This is a genomic window from Microbacterium sp. B35-30, from assembly GCF_010634855.1.
In the GTDB taxonomy this organism is placed as follows: Bacteria; Actinomycetota; Actinomycetes; order Actinomycetales; family Microbacteriaceae; genus Microbacterium.
Genome location: NZ_MWLQ01000030.1, coordinates 16,926 through 39,916, shown reverse-complemented (window position 1 = coordinate 39,916; position 22,991 = coordinate 16,926). Strand labels below are relative to the sequence as shown.

General features: G+C 71.9%; 23 protein-coding genes and 1 tRNA gene. 8 read left to right on the top strand and 16 right to left on the bottom strand.

Going from position 1 to position 22,991, the window contains the following annotated elements:
- Nucleotides 1-82 precede the first annotated feature (82 nt).
- Entirely contained in the window at nt 83-1,090 is a 1,008-nt protein-coding gene (locus tag B2K11_RS16260; protein WP_163619754.1) for an aldo/keto reductase, read from the bottom strand.
- 49 nt (nt 1,091-1,139) lie between these two features.
- Here B2K11_RS16260 and B2K11_RS16255 point away from each other — a divergent pair, with 49 nt between their 5' ends.
- On the top strand, nt 1,140-2,345 hold the full coding sequence (locus B2K11_RS16255) for an FUSC family protein (RefSeq protein ID WP_239526162.1): 1,206 nt from the start codon (nt 1,140-1,142) through the stop codon (nt 2,343-2,345).
- A 39-nt stretch (nt 2,346-2,384) separates the two neighbouring features.
- On the opposite strand, the gene B2K11_RS16250 is transcribed toward B2K11_RS16255, so the two are convergent.
- Nucleotides 2,385-3,386, bottom strand: coding sequence for a L,D-transpeptidase (locus B2K11_RS16250; RefSeq protein ID WP_239526161.1), 1,002 nt, complete (start codon nt 3,384-3,386; stop codon nt 2,385-2,387).
- A gap of 62 nt (nt 3,387-3,448) precedes the next feature.
- Between B2K11_RS16250 and B2K11_RS16245 the strand changes: the two genes are divergently transcribed.
- Nucleotides 3,449-4,177 (top strand): NAD(P)-binding domain-containing protein, encoded by a 729-nt coding sequence (locus tag B2K11_RS16245; protein ID WP_204260160.1) that lies wholly within the window; start codon nt 3,449-3,451, stop codon nt 4,175-4,177.
- Nucleotides 4,178-4,247: 70 nt separating this feature from the next.
- Here the strand turns inward: B2K11_RS16245 and B2K11_RS16240 are convergent, their stop codons facing one another.
- The 7 genes from B2K11_RS16240 to B2K11_RS16210 form a co-directional block, all read right to left on the bottom strand.
- Nucleotides 4,248-4,691: a DUF2809 domain-containing protein gene (locus tag B2K11_RS16240; protein WP_239526160.1), complete on the bottom strand. Its 444-nt coding sequence runs from the start codon at nt 4,689-4,691 to the stop codon at nt 4,248-4,250.
- Complete coding sequence (locus B2K11_RS16235) at nt 4,688-5,257, bottom strand: mismatch-specific DNA-glycosylase (protein WP_163619752.1); 570 nt, start codon at nt 5,255-5,257, stop codon at nt 4,688-4,690. The genes B2K11_RS16240 and B2K11_RS16235 overlap by 4 nt, the downstream gene beginning before the upstream one ends.
- A gap of 54 nt (nt 5,258-5,311) precedes the next feature.
- Nucleotides 5,312-5,764 (bottom strand): hypothetical protein, encoded by a 453-nt coding sequence (locus tag B2K11_RS16230; protein WP_163619750.1) that lies wholly within the window; start codon nt 5,762-5,764, stop codon nt 5,312-5,314.
- Nucleotides 5,765-5,845: 81 nt separating this feature from the next.
- A complete protein-coding gene (gene speB / locus B2K11_RS16225; protein WP_163619749.1) occupies nt 5,846-6,844 on the bottom strand; it encodes an agmatinase in 999 nt (332 codons plus the stop codon).
- Nucleotides 6,841-8,535, bottom strand: coding sequence for a thiamine pyrophosphate-dependent enzyme (locus B2K11_RS16220; RefSeq protein ID WP_163619747.1), 1,695 nt, complete (start codon nt 8,533-8,535; stop codon nt 6,841-6,843). The genes speB and B2K11_RS16220 overlap by 4 nt, the downstream gene beginning before the upstream one ends.
- 14 nt (nt 8,536-8,549) lie before the next feature.
- Nucleotides 8,550-10,220, bottom strand: a complete 1,671-nt coding sequence (locus B2K11_RS16215) for an amidohydrolase (RefSeq protein ID WP_163619745.1) — start codon at nt 10,218-10,220, stop codon at nt 8,550-8,552.
- Between the two features lie 59 nt (nt 10,221-10,279).
- Nucleotides 10,280-11,602, bottom strand: a complete 1,323-nt coding sequence (locus tag B2K11_RS16210) for an MFS transporter (RefSeq protein WP_163619743.1) — start codon at nt 11,600-11,602, stop codon at nt 10,280-10,282.
- A gap of 216 nt (nt 11,603-11,818) precedes the next feature.
- Between B2K11_RS16210 and B2K11_RS16205 the strand changes: the two genes are divergently transcribed.
- Nucleotides 11,819-12,745, top strand: coding sequence for an Lrp/AsnC family transcriptional regulator (locus B2K11_RS16205; RefSeq protein ID WP_163619741.1), 927 nt, complete (start codon nt 11,819-11,821; stop codon nt 12,743-12,745).
- 5 nt (nt 12,746-12,750) lie between these two features.
- On the opposite strand, the gene B2K11_RS16200 is transcribed toward B2K11_RS16205, so the two are convergent.
- The 3 genes from B2K11_RS16200 to B2K11_RS16190 all read right to left on the bottom strand — a co-directional run bounded on the left by B2K11_RS16200 (nt 12,751) and on the right by B2K11_RS16190 (nt 15,571).
- The gene (locus B2K11_RS16200; RefSeq protein ID WP_163619739.1) at nt 12,751-13,455 is read right to left on the bottom strand and encodes a lipoate--protein ligase family protein; all 705 of its coding nucleotides are present in this window, start codon (nt 13,453-13,455) and stop codon (nt 12,751-12,753) included.
- Between the two features lie 102 nt (nt 13,456-13,557).
- The gene (locus B2K11_RS16195; RefSeq protein ID WP_239526157.1) at nt 13,558-15,114 is read right to left on the bottom strand and encodes a multicopper oxidase family protein; all 1,557 of its coding nucleotides are present in this window, start codon (nt 15,112-15,114) and stop codon (nt 13,558-13,560) included.
- Nucleotides 15,101-15,571: a hypothetical protein gene (locus tag B2K11_RS16190; protein WP_163619737.1), complete on the bottom strand. Its 471-nt coding sequence runs from the start codon at nt 15,569-15,571 to the stop codon at nt 15,101-15,103. The genes B2K11_RS16195 and B2K11_RS16190 overlap by 14 nt, the downstream gene beginning before the upstream one ends.
- A gap of 120 nt (nt 15,572-15,691) precedes the next feature.
- Between B2K11_RS16190 and B2K11_RS16185 the strand changes: the two genes are divergently transcribed.
- Together B2K11_RS16185 and B2K11_RS16180 are read left to right on the top strand one after the other, a co-directional pair.
- Nucleotides 15,692-17,014, top strand: coding sequence for an NAD(P)/FAD-dependent oxidoreductase (locus B2K11_RS16185; protein ID WP_163619735.1), 1,323 nt, complete (start codon nt 15,692-15,694; stop codon nt 17,012-17,014).
- A gap of 51 nt (nt 17,015-17,065) precedes the next feature.
- Nucleotides 17,066-17,863 carry a transglutaminase family protein gene (locus B2K11_RS16180; RefSeq protein WP_163619733.1) on the top strand — a complete coding sequence of 266 codons (798 nt, stop codon included), beginning with the start codon at nt 17,066-17,068 and terminating at the stop codon, nt 17,861-17,863.
- A 68-nt stretch (nt 17,864-17,931) separates the two neighbouring features.
- Here B2K11_RS16180 and B2K11_RS16175 read toward each other — a convergent pair.
- A tRNA-Pro gene (locus B2K11_RS16175) sits at nt 17,932-18,005 on the bottom strand.
- Between the two features lie 127 nt (nt 18,006-18,132).
- Between B2K11_RS16175 and B2K11_RS16170 the strand changes: the two genes are divergently transcribed.
- The 3 genes from B2K11_RS16170 to B2K11_RS16160 all read left to right on the top strand — a co-directional run bounded on the left by B2K11_RS16170 (nt 18,133) and on the right by B2K11_RS16160 (nt 19,842).
- A complete protein-coding gene (locus B2K11_RS16170) occupies nt 18,133-18,720 on the top strand; it encodes a GNAT family N-acetyltransferase (protein WP_163619731.1) in 588 nt (195 codons plus the stop codon).
- Between the two features lie 73 nt (nt 18,721-18,793).
- Complete coding sequence (locus tag B2K11_RS16165; RefSeq protein ID WP_163619729.1) at nt 18,794-19,468, top strand: lysoplasmalogenase; 675 nt, start codon at nt 18,794-18,796, stop codon at nt 19,466-19,468.
- Complete coding sequence (locus B2K11_RS16160; RefSeq protein WP_163619727.1) at nt 19,465-19,842, top strand: S4 domain-containing protein; 378 nt, start codon at nt 19,465-19,467, stop codon at nt 19,840-19,842. The genes B2K11_RS16165 and B2K11_RS16160 overlap by 4 nt, the downstream gene beginning before the upstream one ends.
- Here the strand turns inward: B2K11_RS16160 and B2K11_RS20840 are convergent.
- From B2K11_RS20840 to B2K11_RS16145, 3 genes are all read right to left on the bottom strand, one after another.
- The gene (locus tag B2K11_RS20840) at nt 19,760-20,164 is read right to left on the bottom strand and encodes a hypothetical protein (RefSeq protein WP_345770790.1); all 405 of its coding nucleotides are present in this window, start codon (nt 20,162-20,164) and stop codon (nt 19,760-19,762) included. The two genes, B2K11_RS16160 and B2K11_RS20840, sit on opposite strands and share 83 nt — an antisense overlap.
- Nucleotides 20,165-20,276: 112 nt before the next feature.
- Entirely contained in the window at nt 20,277-21,899 is a 1,623-nt protein-coding gene (locus B2K11_RS16150) for a LuxR family transcriptional regulator (protein WP_163619725.1), read from the bottom strand.
- Nucleotides 21,900-22,045: 146 nt separating this feature from the next.
- Nucleotides 22,046-22,948, bottom strand: a complete 903-nt coding sequence (locus B2K11_RS16145; RefSeq protein ID WP_163619723.1) for an NUDIX domain-containing protein — start codon at nt 22,946-22,948, stop codon at nt 22,046-22,048.
- Between the last annotated feature and the right edge of the window lie 43 nt (nt 22,949-22,991).

The following is a 22,991-nucleotide window of genomic DNA, read 5'->3' as shown; positions in this document are numbered from 1 at the left end:
CTCGCTCGCTCAACGGCCGGGCCCGCGTGCGACCGCTAGATCCGGTCGTTGAGCGAGCGAAGCGAGACGAAACGTCCCGAACTCACCAGAGCGGGTGGATGGCTTCCCGGAGGTCGCGGTCGTACACGTCGCGGACCACTCGGTCGAAGGCGGCGACGTCGAAGCCGGTGTCGGCACCGGAGCCGTCGAGGAGCGCGGCGGCATCGGCGTTCGATGACGCCTGCCGCACGTTGCGCGCGCCGGGGATGACGCTCGTCACGCCCGGCTGCGCGGCGATCCACGCGAGGGTCGCGGCGGGGAGCGTGACGCCGTCGGGCAGGGCGCCCGCGAGCTCGGCCGCGTCGGCGACACCGGCCTCGAAGTCGACCCCCGAGAACGTCTCGCCGCGGTCGAACGCCTCGCCGTGGCGGTTGTAGGTGCGGTGGTCGTCGGCGGCGAACGTCGTCTGCGCCGTGTACTTGCCCGACAGGAGTCCCGATGCGAGCGGCACGCGGGCGAAGACCGCGACGCCCGCCCGCCCTGCCGCCGGCAGCACCTCATCGAGCGGCTTGAGCCGGAACGGGTTGAAGATGATCTGCACGTTGGTGACGTTCGGTCGCGAGATCGCGGCGAGCGCCTGTGCGCACGTCTCGACCGACACACCGTACGCGGCGATCGCACCGCTCGCGACGAGCTCGTCGAGGGCGTCGTAGGTCGCCTCGTCGTCGATCACCGCGGTGGGCGGGCAGTGCAGCTGCACGAGATCGAGCGTTTCGGCGCCGAGGTTGCGGCGCGAGCGGTCCGTCCACGCACGGAAATTCTCGGGCGTGTAGTTCTCGGGCTCCTGCGCCAGGCGCCGGCCCATCTTGGTGGCGACGGTGATGCCGTGACCCGGCCGTGCGGCGAGGAACCGGCCGATGATCGACTCGCTCCGCCCGTCGCCGTAGACATCGGCCGTGTCGAACAGGGTGACGCCGTTGTCGGCGGATGCCGCGAGCACCTCGGTCGCGTCCTCCTCCGACACCGCGCCCCAGTCGGCGCCGAGCTGCCAGGTGCCGAGGCCGATGGCCGAGACCGAGCGTCCGGTGCGGCCGAGTGCGCGCTGCTGCATGAGGATCCTCCGAGGTGCGGTATGGGGCGACTCCAGCATCCCACGGCGCGTGGGGATCGAGCCGGGCGGCGACGCACTCGACTGGCTACCTCCGGGCGCTGATGGGCGCAAGTCCGGTACGCAGATCGAGGCAGCGAGTACGTTTGCCTGCGACCCACCTCAGGAGGCCGCCATCGCCGAGCACACCCGGCCGCTGCGCCGCGCCGTCTCTTACACGGCGCGACTCGCCGATCAGCCACGCCTGCTGCTGGCGATCAAGACCTCTTTGGCGGCGGTGCTGGCGTGGTATCTGGCGCCGCTCATCCCGTTCACGGAGGACCAGTACTCCTACTACGCCCCGCTCGGCGCGCTCGTGACCATGCACCCGACGATCGCGCGCTCCGCTCAGGTGGGCGTGCAGGTGCTGATGGGACTCGCGATGGGCATCGCGCTCAGCCTGTGCGGCATCGCCGCGCTCCGGCTGGGGGTTCCCGGCGGCGTCGTGCTCGGCGTCGTGCTCGGCGTCGGCGTGCTGCTCGGCGGATGGCGGCTGCTCGGCGCCGGCGCCGACTGGGTGGCGCTTGCGGCGCTCTTCGTGCTGCTGGCCGCGGGTGGCGATCCCGAGGGCTTCTCGATCTCCTACCTCGGCACGACGGCGTTCGGCGTCGTGGTGGGCATCGCGGTGAATCTCATCGTCGTGCCTCCGCTGTACCTCCGCCGCGCGAGCGAGCGGCTCTCGGCGCTGCGCGACGCCGTCACGACGCTGCTGCGGGACGCCGCGGAGGCAGTGGCGGACGACCGGCTGGATCCGGACCGCTTCCGCGCTGCTCTGGACGATCTCAGCGTCACGCGGTCGGCGGTGACCGAAGTGGTCGACGAAGCGGACGAGAGCGCTCGCGCGAATCCTCGCCGCCGGCGCCACCAGGAGGAGCGTGAGGAGAACGCGCGCCGCATGGCCGCACTCGAGCGCACGGCGTTCCTCACCCGCGAGCTCATCGACCTGCTGGTCGAACTGCACGCGTCCGCAGACGTCACGCTGACCGATGCCGTGCGCGACCGCCTCGCCCACGCGATCCGGGAATCCGCGGACCTCGTCGCCACTCCGCTCGGCGACCCGGCGGCGTCCGATCGGTTCCGAGGCGCGAGCGAAGCGCTTGCCGAGTATCAGAGCGCACTGGGCACCCCGACGGCAGGAAGCCGCACCGAGCTGGCGGCGGGCGCTGCGGTCGAGCTGTGCCTGCGCCGAATCATCGACGTCACGCGACCGTTCGTCTGATCGGGGTGCCGACGCTCTCACCGATCTGGGACCGTCCGCTCACGGATTGACGATCACCGGCGTCCCGAGGGGCAACTCCGAAAGCTTGGTGATCGCCGTGGGGTCGACGCGGAGACACCCGTTCGAGATCGGCCCCGAACGGTCGTCGTGGTAGTGGAACGCCGTCACCGCGACATCCGCCCCGCCGAAGCCGTCGAGGGTCGGCGACTGCACCGACAGGTACACGATGGGGTGCCCGCGCGTGTACCCGTATTCGGGCACGACCCGGGTGGTCATGATGAACGCGCGCCCGAGGGGGGTCGGCGTGCGCTCCGTGCCCCAGGCGAAGTCGGTCGCGACCCGCTCGGCCACCCCGGCGCGGACGATGTCGATCGTGCGGCCCGAGATGCTCACCACGACGCTCGTGTCGCTCGGGGCGAGCTGCACGTCGCTCTTGCGCAGCCACCCGCTGATCTGCGCGGGGTTGCCCTGCGACGGCACGGCCTGGCGCCCGGTCAGCAGCACCTTCACCCAGTGCTCCTGCTCCTCGACGACGGGCACGGCGGTGCCGCCGTACGGGAACTCGTGCGGCAGGTAGGCCACCGGCTGCCCGGAGGGATCGGCCCAGATCGGCGCGCCGAGTCCGTGCGCCGTCGCCTGCGCGGGCAGTGGGCCCGCGAACGCGGCATCGTCGACGGGCAGCCCCGGGACGACGGCGAACACGTTCACCTGCGGCAGGGTCGTCACGTCGTACGACGCGGTGTTCGCCGCGAAGCCGGCGGGCGTCGGTGTGGGGGTCGGCGTCGGCGTGGGCGTCGGAGTCGGGCGGGGATCCGCCGTCGCCGTGGCCGTCGCCGACGGCACGGGTGGAGCGGATGCCTCGGTCACGGGCGGCTGCAGCAGCCACACGGCCGCCAGCCCGCCGGCGACCACCACCGCGGCGAGCGCGGCGAGCAGCCAGACGCGCACCGGGCGGCGCGAGCGCGTCGGCGGCGCTTGCGACTCCACCCGCGGCGGAACGGGCCCGACCGCAGCCGGGTCGTCTGTCTCGGCATCCCCCATTCCCCCATGGTCGGTCGCGATGACGGATGCCGCAACCGCGCGCCTTTGGTTAGCCTGAGCCGGTGAGCACTGACGACGGCGGGGAGCGCACGATCCGCGTCCTGGGCATCATCGGGGCGGGACGTGTCGGTCTGGTGCTCGCGCGCCTCGCGACCGCCGCGGGATACCGGGTGCTCGTCGCCGGATCCGGAGACCCGGCCCGGATCACCGCCACCCTCGCGGCCGCTGCTCCCGGCGCGACCGCGGCCGCGGCATCCGTCGTCGCGCGCGACGCCGATGCGGTCGTCCTCGCGCTGCCCCTCCCCCAGCACCACACCCTCCCCGTCGAAGCGCTGCGGGGCGCCCTCGTCATCGATGCCATGAACTACTGGTGGGAGGTCGACGGCCTCCGGTCCGACTTCGGCGACCTGCGCACGTCGACCAGCGAGACCGTGCAGCGTTCTCTGCCGGACTCGCGGGTGGTGAAGGCGTTCAACCACATGGGCTACCGCGACCTCGACGACGAGGCCCGGCCGGCCGGAACACCGGGCCGCAAGGCGATCGCGATCGCCGGCGACGACCCCGCCGGCGTCGCCGCGGTCATGCGCCTCGTGGACGACCTGGGTTTCGACCCCGTGCTCGCGGGCCCTCTCTCCGCCGGCATCATGCTCGAGCCGGGCGCCGAGGCGTTCGGGGCGGATGTCGACGCGGCAGAGCTGCGCGCGATGCTCGACCGGTTCCCGACGTCGCAGCGCGGGATCGTCGTCGCACGCGCCCGCGCCGCACCCACCGGGACGGATGCTGCCCCCTGAGCCGCGGCATCCGCCCGCTCACCGCACCACACACGCTCGCAACCACCCGACCGCGCCCTCGCGGGAGCACTCAGCGGCGGGCGTGCCGGACCGCGTGGAGACCGGCGTCGAGCGCTGTGGCCAGGGCGATGGTCACGAGATACACGACGAGGTCCCGCGTATCGAACACGGTGCCGAGCACGAGCGTAACGGGTGCGAACTGCGCGCCCCAGACGAGCGGCAGACCGGTCAGCTGGAACAGCTCGACCGCCGTGCACCAGGCTGCCGCGATCCCGCCGACGACGAGCGGCGGCAGCCGCGGGGCGACCAGCACCACCGCGAGGTAGGCGGCGACCGCGTACAGCGCGTCGCCCGCGATGTCGGTGGCCGCGGTACCGGGCAGTGCACGGTACACGAGGAGTCCGGCGCCGATGGTGGCGATCAGCAGCACGCCCGCGATCGCACGGCGGCGGATGCCCGGCCGCGGGCGCGAGGCCCTTTCGGGTGTCCTGCCCTCACCGATGTCGGTGCTCACGCGATGACTCCGGCCGCGCGGGCGGGTTCGGCATACGCGGCGGCCAGCGTGGCGACGGTGGCGTGGGCGTTCAGGCCGCTCGGGTTGGGAACGACCCAGAGCTCGGCGCCGCCCAGGCGCTCCGTCTGACGGCCGGCCACCGCGCGCGGGCGCGCGAACCCCTGCCGGTACGCGGTGAGTCCGGCGATCGCCACGACGCGGGCCTGCCATCCGGCGACGTCACGGGCAAGCCGCTCGGCGCCCTCGCGCAGTTCGGCCCGGCTGAGCTCGTCGGCCCGTGCCGTGGCGCGGCGTACGACGCTCGTGATCCCGATGCCCGCGTCGAGGATCATCCGGCGGTCGGCCTCAGCCATGCCGTCGGCGTCGATCTGCGGCATCCGCGGAATGATGCCCGCCGCGACCAGCGCCGGGTAGAAGCGATTGCCCGGGTACGCGAAAGGCACGCCCGTCGCCGCGGTCCAGAGGCCCGGGTTGATCCCCGCGAACACGAGTCGCGGGTACTCGGGCATCAGATCAGGGATGCTGCGCCCCTGGTACGTCTGCAGCTCGGCGCGCGTGAAACCCATTCGCCCAGTGTCGCCTATAGGGACGGCGCGCTCGCACGCACCGCCCCGTGCTGCTCAGACGGCGCGGCGCTGCTCGAGGTGGAAGTCGTTCGAGCGTGACCCGTCGGCGCGCGTGGTGTCCTGGTAGACGAACTCCACTCCGCGCTCGTCGAAGGCCCGGAACCACTCGTCCCAGGTGACCTCGCGCAGGTCTTCGAGATCGTTGCCGAAGTCGAAGTCCAGACGGAGCTCGCCGGTGACGCCGTCGCCCTCCTCGCCGCCGACCGTCGCCGGTGTTGCATGCCGATCTTCGGCCCACCTGCGGATCAGCTCGTGATCCGTCGTCGCGGCGTACTCGTGGGCCTCCGTCGACGCGCCTGTCATCGCACTCGGCGTCTCACCGGGCGTGACACCACTGGCCGGGTCTCGCGTCACACCCGTGGTCGCGTCTGTCGTCGCGCCGGTCCTCGCGTCGCCGACGCCCATCGTCTGCTCCGAGTTCCGCGCATCCTCTGCATAGCCGCTCATAGCGCCCTCCTCTGCATGTGCTTCCACCCTGTGACCGGCGCCGCGGCGTGTGCAGGGGGTTGCAGACGAGGAACGAGCACGCTAGCCCTGCGTGCCGCCGCGCCGGCCGGCTCCGATCCGGGCCGCCATCAGGGTGACCAGCTCGTAGACGACGTGACTCGCCGCGATGCCGGTCAGCTGTGCGTGGTCGTACGCGGGCGACACCTCGACCACGTCCGCGCCGACGACGTCGAGATCGCTCAGGGCTCGCAGCATCCGGAGCAGCTCCCGGCTCGTCATGCCGCCCGCCTCGGGTGTTCCGGTGCCCGGGGCGTGCGCGGGGTCGAGCACGTCGATGTCGATGGAGATGTACAGCGGCCGATCGCCGACACGGCGCCGCACCCGCTCGATCGCCGCTTCGACCCCGCGCTCCTCGATGTCGACGCTCGAGACGATCGAGAACCCCAGGCGCTCGTCGTCATCGAGGTCCTGCTTGGAGTACAGCGGGCCGCGCGTGCCGACATGGCAGCTCGCGGTGAGGTCGATCAGTCCCTCCTCGCTCGCGCGCCGGAAGGGTGTGCCATGCGTGATGGGCGCGCCGAAGTAGGTGTCCCACGTGTCCAGGTGCGCGTCGAAGTGCAGCACCGCGACCGGGCCGTGCTTCTTCGTCAAGGCCCGCAGCAGCGGGAGCGCGATGGTGTGGTCGCCGCCGACGCTGACGATGCGGTCGACGCGGGCGCCGAGTGCCGTCGCCGCGGTCTCGATGTCGGCGACCGCCTCGCCGATGTCGAACGGGTTCGCCGGGATGTCGCCCGCGTCGACGACCTGCGCCTCGGCGAACGGCGACACGTCCTGCGCCGGATTGTACGGGCGCAGCAGCCGTGACGACTCGCGCACGTGCGAGGGGCCGAACCGTGCGCCGGGCCGGTAGCTCACGCCGGTGTCGAACGGGATGCCGACGATCGCGACGTCGGCACGCGGCACGTCCTCGATGCGGGGCAGGCGCGCGAACGTCGCGATGCCCGCGTAGCGCGGGTTCACCGAGGCGTCGACCGGACCGACCGGCTCGTGGGGCTGCGGGTTCGGGTCGTGCTCGGTCATGACTCACCTCTCGGCGTGGCGGGGGCGGCGCTCTGGGCGCCGATGGTCTGAGGAAGGTGCACCAGCTGCACGCCGCCGGCCGCGATCGCCGCGACGAGCGCAGGTTCGATCTCGTCCGGCGTCTCGGCGCGCCGCCCGGTCGCCCCGAACGCGTTCGCGAGTGCGACCCAGTCGGGCTGCACGAGATCGACGCCGATGGGACGGATGCCGCGGTCCACCTCGTTCTGCTTGATCTCGGCGTATCCGCCGTTGTCGACGCACACCACGGTGAGGTCGAGGCGCTGCTCGACCGCCGTCGCCAGCTCGTTGACGCAGAACATGAGCGCGCCGTCGCCGACGACCGCGACGACGTGGCGCCCCGCGCCGGCGGGCTGGGCGACACGCGCGCCGATCGCAGCGGGAAGGCCATAGCCGAGGGTGGCGTAGGTCGGCGTGTACAGGAGCGAGTGCGGACGCGACTGGCGCAGCACGTTGGCCAGCGCCATGTAGACGATCTGCGAGGAGTCGCCGGCCACGATGGCGTCGCGCGGCAGCGCCGCCGCGATCGTCTCGGCGAGCGCAACGGTCTCGGGCAGGATGGTCCGCGTCTCGGCGGCGATCGCGGCGCGCTCCGACTCGAGGTCACGCGACGGCCGGCCCGTGGCGGGCAGCGCGGCCAGCAGGTCCTCGACGACCGCGCCGCAGTCGCCCACGATGCCCACGGCCGCGTCGAGGTTCTTGTGCAGCTGCGCCACCGAGATGTCGACGCGGACGACGGCGCCGCGCGCGGCGAGCGCCGGCGCCCACAGCTCCGCCTCGCCCAGCTTCGACCCGAGCACGAGGAGCACGTCGGCGTCCTCGGCGACCGCCCGTGCCGCCTCCAGGCGCAGATTCGATCCCAGCGACAGCGGATGGTGCTCGTCCACCGTGGCCTTGCCGTTGAGCGTCGTGAGAACAGGAGCACCCAGCCGCTCGGCGAGCGCCGTGACGGCGCGCCCGGCGCGCGTCGCGCCGCCGCCGGCGACGATCACGGGGCGCTCGGCACCGGCGAGCAGCGCGGCGGCCGCCCGCACCGCCGCCGCATCGCCGCGCGCGGGAGCCGGCTCGGGCCGGGCCGCGCGGGCGGCGGCGGGCACGTCCGCCGCAGACTCGAGAACGTCCAGCGGGATCTCGATGTGCACCGGCCGCGGTCGCCCGGTGCGGAACAGCGCGAACGCGTCGTGCACCGCGTCGACGGCATCCGCCCCGCTCGTCACGCGACGTGACCACTCCGCGATCGCGCCGACCATGGCGGTGGCGTCCTTCGTCTCGTGGAGCGTGCCGACGTCGCGGAACTCGGCGCCGAGCGCCACACCGGGCGAGATCACCAAGAGCGGCCGCGACTCGCAGAACGCCGTGCCGATCGCGCTCATCGCGTTCTGCAGCCCCGGCCCGGACGTGGTGATCACCACGCCCGGCAGTCCGGTCTGCTGCGCCCACCCGTCGGCGCCGTACCCCGATCCCTGTTCGTGCCTGTTGGTGACGGCGCGGATGCCGAGGTCGGCGAGCGGCCGGTACAGCTCGAGGTTGTGCGTGCCGGGAATGCCGAAGACGGCCGTCACGCCGTAGTTGCGCACCGTCTCGAGCACCGCCCGGCCGGTCGTGTCGGCGTACTGCGCGGCGATGTCGTCGTCGACCCGCGGGCCCTGTGCGTCGGTGTCAGTCACATGCATGTCTCCCCCTCGCCTCAGGATGCCGCGAACCGGCGCTCGCCGCCGACCCAGGTCTCCAGCACCGGGATATGCGAGATCGCAGCCGCGTCGACCGCGAGCGGGTCGCCGCCGAGCACCGCGAAGTCGGCGTACTTGCCGGCCTCGAGCGAGCCGAGGTCGTCCTCGCGGCCGAGCGACACGGCGCCTTCGATGGTGTGCGCGCGCAGCGCGGCGCGCGGCGAGACCCGCAGGTCGTCCGGCCCGAGAGTGTGTCCGCGGCGGGTGACCCGCGTGACCGCCGTCTGGATCGCCTCGAGCGGGATCGGCTCGGCGACCGGCGCGTCCGACGAGATGGTGAAGGGCACGCCCGCCGCCTCGAACTCGCCGAGCGGGTTGAACCGCTCCCCCGGCGTGCCGATCGCCTGCTCCACGCCCTCGCCCCAGTTGAAGTAGTGCTGGGTCTGGTTCACGGGACGGATGCCGGCTGCCGCCATCCGCCGGATCTGCTCCGGTGTCGGCAGCCCGCAGTGCTCGATGCGGTGGCGCGCGTCATCGTCGGGCCGCTCGGCGAGCGCCGCCTCGATCGCCGAGACCACCATCTCGATCGCGGTCGGCGACTGCGCGTGCGTGGCCGTCTGCAGCCCCGTCGCGTGCGCCTTGCGGATCAGCTCGGCGTACTCGGCGGGCTCGTGGTAGAGCTGACCGGTGCGGCACGGGTCGCCGACGTAGCCGTCGGGGAAGTACGCCGTCCAGCCGCCGAGGGTGCCGTCGGCGTAGAGCTTGATGCCGGCGAAGCTCAGATGCGCGTTGCCGAACTGGCCGACGAGGCCCATCTCGAGCGCCTCGTCGAGCAGGTGCGACAGCAGGTACATCGAGACCCGCAGCTCCAGGCGCCCGGCCTCGGCGAGCCGCAGGTACATGTCGAACTCGCGCCGCGACACCTGCGCGTCGCCGAGCGTCGTCACTCCCCCGGCGAGGAAGCGCTGCGTCGCGGCATCCAGCTGCCGCAGGTGCTCCTCCGGCTCGTCGGCGAGATGGAAGTTCGGGCCGTGGTGGCCGATCTTCACGCCGTGCACGCCCGTGAGCATGTTGCACGCGGCATCCGAGATCTCGCCGGTCAGCTCGCCGTCCGCGTCCCGGAAGTACTCGCCGCCCTCGGGGTTCGGGGTGTCGCGGTCGACGGCGTTCTGCGCGAACGTGTACGAGTTCACCACACCGCCGTGGCCCGACGCGTTCATGAGGTACACCTCGCGGTCGCCGGCGACCTCATCGAGCTCGAACCGGGTCGGATGCCGCTGCTCGGCCAGGTTGCGGTGCTCGTAGCCGTACCCGCGCACGGGCCGCCCCGCCGGCAGGTCGACCGCGGCCGCTCGCAGCAGGGCGACGATCTCGGGGATGCTGCCAGCCTTCTCGGGCCCGCAGTCCACCCACGTCATGAGTTGCCCGTACATGAGCGGGTGCGCGTGCGCGTCGACGAATCCGGGCACCACCACCGCGTCGCCGAGGTCGACCACTTCGGGGTCCAGCCCCGCGGCCGCCGCGGCATCCCGCACCTCGTCCGGCGTGCCGACCGCGACGATCCGGCCCCGATCGGTGAGCATCGCGGTCGCCGTGCGATCGAGCGCGTCGACGGTGTGGATCGCGGCCGCCGTCAGCAGACGCGGCGTCTGCTGCGCGGGGCGGTCGAATGGGGCGAGCTTGCGCATGTCTTCCTCAGTGGTCGGGTCGTGCCGGACGGGGGTTGAAGGGCGCCGCGGCGCCGCCCTCAGGCGGTGCGGGACGCCGTGGTGTCCGTGCGCGGCGTGAACGAGTCCGTCACCGGCGCCTCGTCGGAGTGCTGCGGTGCGAGCCACGTGCAGAGCCCGGCGAGAAGGGCCATGCCGGTGAACATCGCGAGCACCGACCAGACGCTGCCCGTCCACGCGATCAGCTGCGTCGCGAACCAGGGCGAGAAGCCGGCCCAGATCGCCGCGCCGACGCCGTACGACAGCGCGATGGAGGTGTAGCGGGCCTGCGGGCGGAACATCTGCGCCAGGATGGCGGCGATCGGCGCGTAGGTGAAGCTCATCGCGATACGCACCAGCGATGCCATGAGGAAGATGACCGGCTCGATCTTGCCGGGCAGGAGGAGCATGAACGGCACGAAGGTCAGCACCGACGTCACCAGTCCGATGTACATGACGTTCTTGCGGCCCCACTTGTCGCCCAGCCACGCCACCGGCAAGGTCACCACGAACTCGATGAACGACGCGATCGTCATGGCGTCGAGGATCAGCTGCGAGCTCATGCCGATCTGATCGCCGGTCGCGTACGCCGTCGCGAACGTCGTCGCGAGGTAGTAGCCGCCGGTCGAGATCGGCAGCAGGCCGATGCCGAGGAGGATCGGCTTCCAGTTGACGCGCAGCGCGAAGGCGAGCGGCATACTCTGCTTGCGGCCCTCGACCTTCTGCTCGAACACCGGTGACTCCTCGACGCGGTAGCGCACCCAGAAGCCGACGGCGATGAGCACGATCGACAGGAGGAACGGGATGCGCCAGCCGCCGTTCATGATGAAGTCGTCGCCGAAGCGCGACATGATCGCGAAGATGCCGGAGGCCAGCAGCGCGCCGGCGGGGTTGCCCAGCTGCGTGAAGCCGCCGTAGAACGTCTTCTTGCCGGCGGGCGCGTGCTCGACGCTCATCAGCACCGCACCGCCCCACTCGCCGCCGACGGCGAGGCCCTGCATCGCCCGCAGCAGGATCAGCAGGATCGGGGCGACGATGCCGATCGTCTCGTACGTCGGAAGCAGACCGACGAGCACCGTCGAGACGCCCATCAGCAGCAGCGTGATCACCAGAGAGACGCGGCGACCGAGCTTGTCGCCGATGTGGCCGAAGATGATGCCGCCGAGCGGACGGACGAGGAACGCCACCGCGAAGGTCGCGAACGCCGCGGCGGTCTCGGCGAGGGGATCGCCGCTCGGGAAGAACAGCGGTCCGAACACGAGCGCCGCGGCGGTCGCGTAGACGTAGAAGTCGTACCACTCGATGGTGGTCCCCACGAACGCGGCGATGCCGGCGCGCCTCGCCCTGCTGCTGGTGGTTGTCATGACCGCTCCTTTGCGGATGTGTCGGGATGGGAGCGATGCTAGGGACGACGGATGCCGCAGGCAAGGGCAGAACTCCAGCCATCGACGCATCCAACTGGCGTTTTGAACACGGTGCTACGCAAATCACCACGTGACATCCGGCTGAACGCGACCTAAACTCGACTTCTGCATGCGACCGCGTGCGTTCGCGGGAAAATCGCCGAATCGAGGATCGCGATGGATTTCGACGCAGAGCTGATCCGTGAGCTGCAGATCGACGGCCGGGCCAGCATCCATGCGCTCGCAGGCCGGCTGGGTCAGTCGCGCGCCGCGGTCTCGGGGCGCCTCAACGCGATGCTGGCCGACGGCACGGTGCGAGTGGTTGCCGCCGTCGACCCGGTGTTCCTGGGGCAGCATGTGCTGGCACACGTGTCCATCCGCACCCGCGGCGGGGTCGAGCCCGTCGCGCAGCACCTGCGCGGCCTCAGTGAGACGGTGCTGGTGTCAGCCGTCGGCGGGGCCCACGACCTCGTCACCGAGGTGCGGCTCGGCTCGATGCCGGCCCTGCACGACCTGCTGGCCGAGATCCGCGCGCTTCCCGGGGTCGCCGACATCAACACGCTCATCTACACCGACGTGGTCAAGGGGTTCTTCGTCTCGGAGTACCACGGCGACGTCACCATCGACGCCATCGACACCGCGCTCATCGAACAGCTGCAGCGGGATGGACGCACGAGTTATCGCGCGCTCGGCGAGGCCGTGCGGCTCTCGCCCTCTGCCGTGACGACGCGGGTGCAGCGACTCGTCACCGGCGGCGTCATCAAGATCAGCGCCGTCGAGGCCCGCGGCCTCGCGCACCGGCAGCTCTCCATGGGCGTCGGGCTCAATCTCGCCGGGGCGGACGATCGCGTGACGGAGGCCCTGCGCACCTGGCGCGGCGTGGACTTCGCCGCGCGCACCCTCGGGCGCTTCGACGTCGTCACGACACTCGTGGAGCCCTCCGCGGGCTCCCTGTACGCGAGCCTCGAGCGCATCCGCGCGATCCCCGGCGTGGCGAACGTCGAGGCCTGGTTCCACCTCGCCGTACTCAAGGAGGACTACGCGCGCACCCTGCGGCCCGCGGGAGGCGGCATCCCGCAGCCGCTCGGATCCACCGGCGGCTGAGCCGATCAGCCCCCGGCGAGTGCGGCGATCAGCGCGTCCTCCGCGGCGGCGCGCGGGATGACCGCCGTCTCGGCGCCGAGGCTGCCGAAGGTCGCCGGATCCCAGTCCAGTCCGAGGGCCGCGTTGACTGCGAGGAGCACGTCGGTGAAGCGCTCGACTCCGGCGAGCGGCAGCATCCCGCTGAGCAGCCGCGCGCCCCGAACCGCGCGCTGCGAGGTGCCGATCAGCTTGACCGCGCCGCGCGCGTTGATGCTGAACTCGCCCGGGCAGTACTCCCCCGGCACGTCGCCGACCCGTGCGTCGACTCCGAGCCCGCGCAGCGCTGCGGCGAGCGCCTCGCCGATCTGCCGGAAGAACCGCACCTGGTCGATGGCGCCGTCCTCCTCGCGAGCGATCACGTCGAACACGATGCACGTCTCGTCGTAGGCGACGGCGCGGCCGCCGGTGGGACGGATGACCGGCGCGAAGCCCAGCGCTCTCGACGCCCGGCGCGCGGTCGCGATGCCGGGCAGGCGGCTCTCGCGCCGGCTCATCGCGACGGTGGCCGCGGGGGCGTACAGCCGCACCACGCGATCGTGCGCGATCACGCCTGTGGCGACGGCCCGCAGGAGCTCGACGGATCGCTCCAGGTCGGCCTCGGCATCCGCTCGCTCCTCCTGGCGGATGACGAGAGCCGGGCCATGCGACGGGAGCGGAGCCGGCGATGCCACGGGCACCACACTCTCACGGTCTCGCGCGGCGGTGACCTCAGCGCGGTCCGCCCGTTCCTCGGTGTCCCGAGGCCCGCGCGTGCGTGCCCGTGTCGATCGGGCTCATTCGGGGTCGTTTCCCGAGTCGCGACCGAGGCGGAACGGCGTCGTGACGCCGGTGTACGCCAGGTGTGTCATCAGGCCCTCCGCCGCGTGGGGCAGGTTGTGGCAGTGGTCCATCCAGATGCCGGGATTGTCGGCGACGAACGCCACCTCGTACGACTCTCCGTGCGCGACGTCCAGGGAGTCCACCCACCAGGGGCTGCCTGTCGACGGCTGCCCGTCCCTCGACACCACGAGCAAGTGGTGGCCGTGCAGATGCATCGGATGCACCTCGCCGCTGTTGTTCACGATGCGCATCACGACGGTGTCGCCTTCGTCGACCATGTACATCGGGACGGCGGGCAGGATGCCGCCGTTGATCGTCCACCAGTAGCCCGGCAGCCCGTCGAGGAATCCCGGCAGTCGTCCGATGTCGTAACTGAATGTGCGATCGGCGTCGGCGGGATCCAGGCCCGGGTCGGCCGGCTCGCCGTACGTGAGGAGGTCGACCGTCTCGCCCGGCGCGGACGACGTGTCGGCCTCGGCCCCGTCGGGTCCGATGACCAGCGACGCGCCCGGCACCTGCACGCGCACCGCGCCCCGGCGGGGCACTACCACTTCGAGGTCGGCGCGCGCGCCCGCGGTGAGCCCGACCGCCCGCTCCTCCACCTCGCCCGGACTGTGGAGGTCCTCCCCGTCGATAGCGAGCACGCGGAAGGTCGCGCCGGTCACCCACGCCGATGTCGGCGTGCTGTCGGTGTTTATCAGACGCACGCGCACCGTCGCACCGGCCTCCGCCCGGACGTGCCCATCGCCGGTGGCACCGTTGATCGTGCGCTGCCCGCCCGGGTACGTGTGGATCGCCGCGACCGCGTCGGCCGTGGCATCGATCTCGGCCGCGGGTTCGAGGATCAGCGCGCCGAACAGTCCGCCGACCACCTGCGGATGCGAGGTCTGGTGCGAGTGATACCAGAACGTGCCCGACTGCTCGGCGACGAACCGGTATGTGAAGCTCTCCCCCGCCCGCACGGCGTCCTGCGTGACGCCGGCGACACCGTCCATCGCGGCCGGCACGTCGACGCCGTGCCAGTGCAACGTGACGCCGTCGGGCACATCGTCGTTGCGGAGCACGACCTCGATCAGCTCGCCCTGCGTCGCGCGGATGTCTGGACCGGGCGAGAGGCCGTTCAGCGTAAAGCCGTCGAACGGCTCGCCGCCGGCGGGTGTGATGCGTTCCGCGCGAGCGACCAGCTCGACGCGGACGTCCACCGGTCGGCCGGGGTCGGCGACGAGGTCGGTCACGCTGGTCGTCGGGTCGCCCGCGGATCCGGTGGCCGCCGCGGTTGTATCGGCATCGACCGCCGAGTCGCCGTGCGTTCCGGCGTGCACCGCGGCCGACCCGGGTCCGCCGCCGTACTCCGGCACGCCCATGTCCATCGCGGAGTACGTCCCCGGCAGGATGCTCGACCACCACGTCCAGCCGACGAAGGCAAGCGCGATCGCCGCGACCACCACGGCGAGCCGGCGGGCGAACCACGCCCACCGGCTCGCCGCCGGGGCCGTTCTAGACGGCGGCACCGGCAGTGGTGGTGGTCGCCGCCGTGGCGGAGGCCACCCGGTTCTTCGACGCGCGCAACCCCGCGATGAGCGCGGCCGCGAACAGCAGCAGCGCGTTCATGCCGTGCAGGAATCCGAGGAACGGGATGCCGTGGCCGAGCAGGCCGAGCGTCACCTGCAGCAGGACGAGCACGAGCACGGCGGCCGCGAACGCGACGCCGCGCGGAACCTTGGCGAAGAACGAGACGATCAAGAGCGCCAGCGCGAGGAGCGGGATGACGAACATGCCGTTCATGCCGTGGATCATGAAGCCCATGACCTCGGGGAACGGCGGCGGGCCCTCCTGGGCCGACGCGTCGACCACTCCGCCTTCGGCGATGTAGAGGCCGAGTCCGGCGGACGCCCACGCGTGGGACGCCGCCTGCAGCGCGACGAGCGCGCAGATGGTGAACGAGATGATGCGGTATGCGAGGCGCATGATTCCCCCAGAGTTTTCAGGTGCGATGACCCTCCAGAGCACGCCGACGGCACGGTGATACATCCGCACCGCTGCGATAGCGTCGGAGCGCGCGGTGCTGCGCGCAGGAGGACGGTGCACATGGATCACTTCGACACGATCGTCGTCGGCGCCGGGGTGGCGGGGCTCACCGCGGCCAGGCTGCTCGTCGAGGCCGGGCGCGATGTGGTCGTGCTGGAGGCCCGCGACCGCGTCGGCGGGCGCGTGTCGACCGACCGGCGCTTCGGCCTCGTCACCGACATGGGTGCGTCCTGGATCCACGGCATCAACGACTCCCCCGTCGCCGCCGCGGCCGAGGCGTTCGGCATGCCCGCGGTCGAGTTCACCGTCGGCGGGTATCAGCCCGACAGCCGGCCGATCGCCTACTACGGGCCCGATGGGATGCGATTGACGGATGCCTCAGCCCAGGCGTTCATCGCCGACATCCACGCCGCCGATGCCGCGCTGCTCGAGGCGGTCGCCGCATCCGCTCCGGACGCCTCGTACCGCGACGTCACCGAGGTGGCGCTCGCCGCGCAGGGCTGGGACGCTGGGCGGACCGAGCGCGTGCGGGAGTACTTCGAGCACCGGTCCGAGGAGCAGTACGGCGTGTGGATCGAGGACCTCGCCGCCCACGGCCTCGACGATGACGTCGTCGAGGGTGACGAGGTGGTGTTCCCGGGCGGGTACGACCGACTCCCCCGGCGACTCGCCGAGGGGCTCGACATCCGCCTCATCCATGTCGTCTCCCGCGTGCAGTGGTCGGCCGAAGGCGTCGTCGTCACGACCGACCATGGCGCTTTCGCCGCCGACAGTGCGATCGTCACGGTGCCGGTCGGCGTGCTCCAGTCCGAGGACTTCGTCATCGAGCCGGCCCTGCCCGAGCCGGTCGCCGGAGCCCTGGCCCGGCTGAGCATGAACGCCTTCGAGAAGGTGTTCCTGCGGTTTCCCACGAAGTTCTGGGACGACGGCGTGTACGCGATCCGGCAGCAGGGCCCCGAGAGCCGCTGGTGGCACTCGTGGTACGACCTCTCGGCGCTGCACGATACGCCGACCCTGCTGACGTTCGCCGCGGGGCCGGCCGCCATCGACACCCGCGACTGGACCGAGGAGGAGATCGTCGACTCGGTGCTTGCGCAGCTGCGTCGCCTGTACGGCGATCGCGTGGAGCGGCCGACGCACGTGCATGTCACCGACTGGCAGGACGACCCGTGGTCGCACGGCTCATACGCCTACATGACCGTCGGATCGACGACCGCCGACCACGACGACCTCGCCACGCCGATCGGCGGTGTCCTGCATCTCGCGGGTGAGGCGACGTGGACCGACGACCCGGCAACCGTGACCGCCGCGATGTGCTCCGGCCACCGCGCGGCCTCCAGAGTGCTGGGGCACGACATCCCGATCGAGACCGCCTGGACCTGAGCGTTCGCCCAAGCTTTCGCTTTCTCGCCGCGTACAGGGCAGGCTTGGGCAATGCAGCGCACGGTCAGCAGCACCATCGTCCTCAACATCACCGAACCCGCCGACCTGGTCTTCTCGATCGCGGCGGCCGGCGACTACGACTTCAGCACGGAACACGTGACCGCGACCCTGGACGGCGCGCCCGTCTCGATAGCCGAGCTGACCGACGTCCACGCCACGCGACTGCATCGGGTGCAGAGCGGACTCGGCCAGCTGGTGATGAGCTATGACGCCACCATCGAGGGCGCGGCATCGCCGACGGCACGCGACGACGTCGAACTGCTGACGTACCTGCGTCCCAGCAGATACGCCGAGTCGGACGCGCTCGCCGAGACCTCCGCAGCCGAGTTCCGCGGCATCCGGGGTGCCGCCGAGCTGCTCACGGCCGTGTCATCGTGGGTCGGCACGCGCCTGAGCTACATTCCGGGCTCCTCCCTCCCGACTGACGGCGCGGTGCGGACCCTCCTCGCCCGCCGCGGCGTGTGCCGCGACTACTCGCACCTCTGCGTGGCGCTGCTTCGCGCACAAGGGGTGCCGGCCAGATCTGTGGCCGTGTACGCGCCCGGGCTGGACCCGATGGACTTCCACGCCGTCGCCGAGGCGTGGGTGGATGGTGCGTGGCGGGCGGTCGACGCCAGCGCTCTCGCTCCCCGCTCGACGCTCGTGCGGATCGCCACCGGCAGGGATGCCGCCGACACGGCGTTCCTCAACGTCCTCTCGGGCAGGGCCGAACTCGTGAACATCTCGGTCACCGCCGTCGCCGACGAACTGCCGAACGACGACCTCGACCAGCTGGTCAGCGTGCTCTGACCGCGCCGGACGGGTGCCGGAAACGACGAAGCCCTGATGAGGAGCGAATCCTCATCAGGGCTTTTCCGTCGGGATGACAGGATTTGAACCTGCGACCCCTTGACCCCCAGTCAAGTGCGCTACCAAGCTGCGCCACATCCCGTTGGCCCCGCTGACGCGTGGACAACTCCCCCATCCTACCCGCTCGGCGGTGGCGTCGCGAACCGGCGTGCGCCCGGGCGTGGCATCCGTCCTTTGCCGGTGTCTGCGGGGGCCAGTAGCGTCGCGGCATGACCACCATCACCATCGAACCGGCCACCGCAGATCGCTTCGACGACGCCCAGCACGCGCTGAGCGGCGGCGGCGATGGATACGGCTGCCAGTGCCAGTGGTGGATGATGCCGAACAGCGAGTGGCAGACGACGTCGAGAGAGCAGCGCGAGGGCATGCTCCGCGACGAGATCGACGCAGGTCCCCCGCCCGCGCTCGTCGCTTACGTCGACGGCGAGGCGGCCGGCTGGGTGAGGGTCGGACCGCGCATGCGGCAGATTCGTCTCGCACGCACGCGCAATTATGCGACGGACTCGGAAGAGCCGTGGGACGACGAGTCGGTCTGGACGGTGAGCTGCTTCGTCGTCCGCCGGGAGCATCGCCGGCAGGGGCTCAATGCGCGCCTGCTCGACGCCGCGATCGAGTACGCCCGAGCGAGCGGGGCGCGTGTGATCGAGGCCTACCCGCTCGACCCCGGCGCGGGCAGGAAGATCCCCACGAACGACCTCTACCACGGCGTGTTGTCGACCTTCCAAGAGGCCGGGTTCCGCGAGGTCGCACGACCCAAGCCCCACGTCGCGATCGTCTCGCTCGATCTCGCGGCCTGACCGACGCCGACCCCGGCGGGGCGTGCGGCGCCGTCGTGCGACGATGGTGTCTGCCTGCGTTTCGAGGAGGATCATGCATCGGCTGTGGATCGGCTTCGTGCCGTACATCGTGGTGTCGGTCGTCCACGTGTCGGCGCTCGCCGCCGACTCCCCCGCCATCGCCGCACCGACCAAGCTCGCGCTCATGCCTCTGCTGCTGGTCGCCGTCGCATGGGGCGCGCGAGGGACCCGATGGACGGCGCCGCACACGCTCCTCGTCGCTGCGATCGCGCTCTCCTGGCTCGGGGACGGCGCGGGCGTCTTCGTGCCGTGGCTGCCCACCGTGCCGATGATGCTGCTCTTCTTCGGACTCGCGCACCTCTGCTATATCTGGCTGTTCTGGCGGAAGCTCGCCGCACGCCGGGTACCCCGATGGGCGGCGATCTACGCCGTCTGGTGGATCGCGCTGCTCGTCGTCCTCTGGCCCTACCTCGGCGGGCTCGCCGTCGCCGTGGCCGCCTATGGGCTGGTGCTCGGCGGCACAGCGGTCGCGGCATCCCGGTGCCATCCGCTCGTCGTGTGGGGCAGCGTGTTCTTCCTGGCATCCGACTCCGTGCTCGCTTTCCGCCTCTTCATGCCGGAGGCCATGCCAGGCTGGACGAGCCCGCTCGTGATGTTCACGTACTGCCTCGGCCAGGGACTCATCGCCGCGGGCGTGCTGGTCAGCGTTCGCGCACGGCACGCGGCCGTGACGCCGGTGACGGCATGACAGATCCGGCGGCCGCCGGCAAGGCCGTGCGGGTGGATGCCTGGCTCTGGGCGGTGCGCATCTACAAGACCCGCTCGGCGGCCACGACCGCGTGCCGAGCCGGGCACGTGCGCGTCGGCGGCGAGCGCGCGAAGGCTGCGCAGGCCGTGCGGATCGGCGACGAGATCCGCGTGCGCATCGACGGCTTCGACCGGATGCTCGTCGTGAAGCAGCCGATCTCCAAGCGCGTCGGCGCCCCGCTGGTCGCCACGGCCATGGAGGACCGTACCCCGCCACGCGACCCGACGCCGATCATGGCGCAGCGCGACCGCGGCGCCGGCCGTCCGACGAAGCGCGAGCGGCGGGAGATCGACCGGCTCCGCGGCCGCGAGTGACCGGCTCCAGACCCTCCGTGATGGAGATCACCGACACGCGGCGCGGCACCTCGCTCCTCCGCGCGGCACGGCTCTTCGCGAGGCACAGCACCAGCATGATGGCGCACGAGACGAGGTAGAACGTGTGCAGAGCCCAGATCGGGCCGAGCGGCAGGCTGAACACGTAGAGCGAGTAGACGACGTTCGCGACGTTGATCATCGCGATGCTCGCCAGGCTGTACGACGAGACGTCGCCCGTGCGCAGAGCCTTGCGGAGCATGGGCAGGTTGCTGACCGCGAACACGACGGTCGAGACCGTGCCTGCGATCAGCGGGATGTCCATATCGCCACGGTAAGTGCAGGGGTCCGCGCGCCGCGTCGGGCGAAGAGCCCATCCTCGCTGGGCGCCACGCATGGGTCATTGTGTGTAGACCGCGCTGCCGAGGCCCCACCGGTCAGACCAGCCCGTTCTCGTACGCGTAGGCGGTCGCCGCGGCGCGGGTGGAGATGCCGAGCTTGCCGAAGATGTTGGCGAGGTGCCGCGCGACCGTCTTCTCGCTCAGGGACAGCTTCGCGCCGATGCCCCGGTTCGTGAGGCCCGTGGACACGAGCCGCAGCACCTCGAGCTCACGCGGGGTGAGGGCGCCGGCGCGCCGATCGCCCATCAGCGCGGCGAGGTCGGCGAGCGCCGGTTCTGCACCGAGCTCGAAGAACACCGCGCGTGCGGCCTCGAACGTCTCTCTTGCGTCCCCGGCCTCGCCCAGCAAGCGAAGCGCACGCCCCGCCAGCATCCGGCTGCGGGCGGCCTCGTACGGCGCCCCGAGGGCGCCCCACCCGTGCGCGGCGGCTCGTGCCGACTCGAGGGCGTCTGCTGCGCGTCCCTCCCCGAGCAGCACCCTCGCGTCCGCCGTGGCGACGGTGGCGTCGAGCATCGGGGTGGCCGTGTCAGCGCTCGCGTGACGCAGCTCCTCCAGCGCGCGACGCGCGGATGCGGGATCGCCCGCCGCGACCTCGATCTCGATGAGCGCGGGCAGGAGGGACCGCCGGGTGACCGGGTCGGCGCCGGCCGCGCTTCGGCGGATCTCCTCCTGCGCCCGCGCCGTGCGTCCGAGCGCAAGGTGGAGAAGCGAGAGGCCGGGCTGCGCTTCCCATCCGGAGTTCGCCGCGCGGCGGTACGACTCCTCGGCGGAGTGGAAGGCTCCGCGCAGCCGAGCGAGCTCCGCCGACTGGTAGGGCGCGCCCCAGATCGCCCGGTAGTCCCCCGCTCGGAAGCGCGCCAGGGCGAGATCGACGGCCGTCGACGCCTCGGCCCACGCGCCCCGCACGAGGAGGAGCGCCGCCTCGAGCGCGTGACACTGCCCGCTGAAGGCGACCAGCTGCGGCTGCTCGCCGCACCACCGATCCAGCACCGCGGTCCACGCGTCCGCGCGCTCCAGGTCGAAGGCCAGCAGCGCGTCCGGGATCGAGGCACAGGCGATCACGCCGCTCGGCAGCGGCGGGACATCGCCGGCTGCGACGGCGGCCATCGCCAGGTCCAGGCATGCGAAGCCCTCGGCCAGCGACCCCGCCTCGATCAGCGACTTGCCGAGGCCGAGTCTCGTGAAGGCCGCGAGCTCCCGATCACCCGCGCGCTCGGCGACATCGAGGATCTCCTCGAAGGAGTGGACCGCCTCGGCGGCGTTTCCGCTGCCGAGCTGCCCGACGGCCGGCGCCAGCCGGACGAAGCCCGCCAGCGCGCCGGGCTCGGCCATCGCCCCCACGATCCGCATCGCCCGCGCGGCCCACATCACGCTGTTGGTGAAGTCGCCCTGCTCGATGAGGTTCAGCGCCAGCCACCCCGCCGAGCGCGCAGCGCCCGCGGTGTCCTGCACGCCGAGGTGCGCCGAGTAGGCCCGCGAGAGCGCGTCGACGGATACGCGCGGCTCGCCGCGGAGCAGCGCCGCCGTCGCGAGCATCTCCAGGTCGGATGCCCCCAGCCCGACGCGCGCATCGACACGTGCGAGCAGCTCAAGCGCGTCCGCCCAGCGCCGGTCCGCCGCCGCCGTTCGGCCGGCGTCCAGGTCGCTGGAGATGATCATGTCGCTCCCCCGCCGGTCGGGTCCCGACCTTGGGCCGGCACGCGGCCGATCCTGCGCGAAACGTACCGCCACCGAGACGGCCCCGCAAGGCGCGAGCCGCGTCGCAGACCTTCCGCCCGGCGCGGGTGGGAAGCTCGACAGGCCAGTCAGGCGTCGAGCAGGTCGAGCAGCCAGCGCGCACCGCGGACGGCGGCTCCGGCATCCGTCGCCCTCCCGGCCAGGCCACGATCGCTCGTGACCACCGTCACGACACGTCCGCGCGCCATCGCCAGCTGTGCGGCGGCGACGATCGCGTCGTCACCGGATCCCTCTGCCCGCACCACCTCGACGCCGTCGGCGTCTGCCACGGACCGCGCCTGCCCCTCGACGACGGCGGTCCATTCGGGGTACCACGTGTGCTCGGGCAGGTCGAGAGCGGATGCCGGCACCCCACGCCCGGCGAGGCCCACGATCCGCGAGATCAGGCGGGCGGCGGCGCCCGCGCGGTCGTTCCACCAGCCGTCGGGCACCGAGCCCATGACGTTGGCGACGTCGACGATGACGGCCGGCCGCACATCGAGAAGACCGCGCAGCACCTCCCACGACGCGGCGAAGCCCGGATGCAGCGGATAGTCGGCGACCGCGCCGACGGGGACCCACGCCAACTCTCGACTCTCGGGATCGCTGATGACGGGCTCGAACGGGCGGATGACATCGCCGACGACGGTGGTGTAGGTCCAGTAACCGAGGTCGAGCACGCTCAGCACGCGCGCCTGCACCGCAGCCTCGGGAACACCAGCCTCTTCGGCGGCCTCACGCAGGGCGCCGCCGGACGCGGACTCCCCCTCGTGGCGCGCTCCTCCGGGCAGCGCCCACGTGTCGCCGAAATGACTCCACGAGACCCGGTGCTGCAGCAGCACTCCCCGCTCCGCGTCCACCGCGAGCAGCCCGGCGGCGCCGAAGCGACCCCAGTACCGCTCCCCCGTGGGTGCGACCACCCACGCATCGCCCGGGTCGCGCGGCCCATCGGGGCGCCGGGGCTCTCCAGGGGCGGGGGGCTCGATCGTCACTGTGCCGGCCTTTCGTTCACCGCCAGCCTGTCATACCACCGAG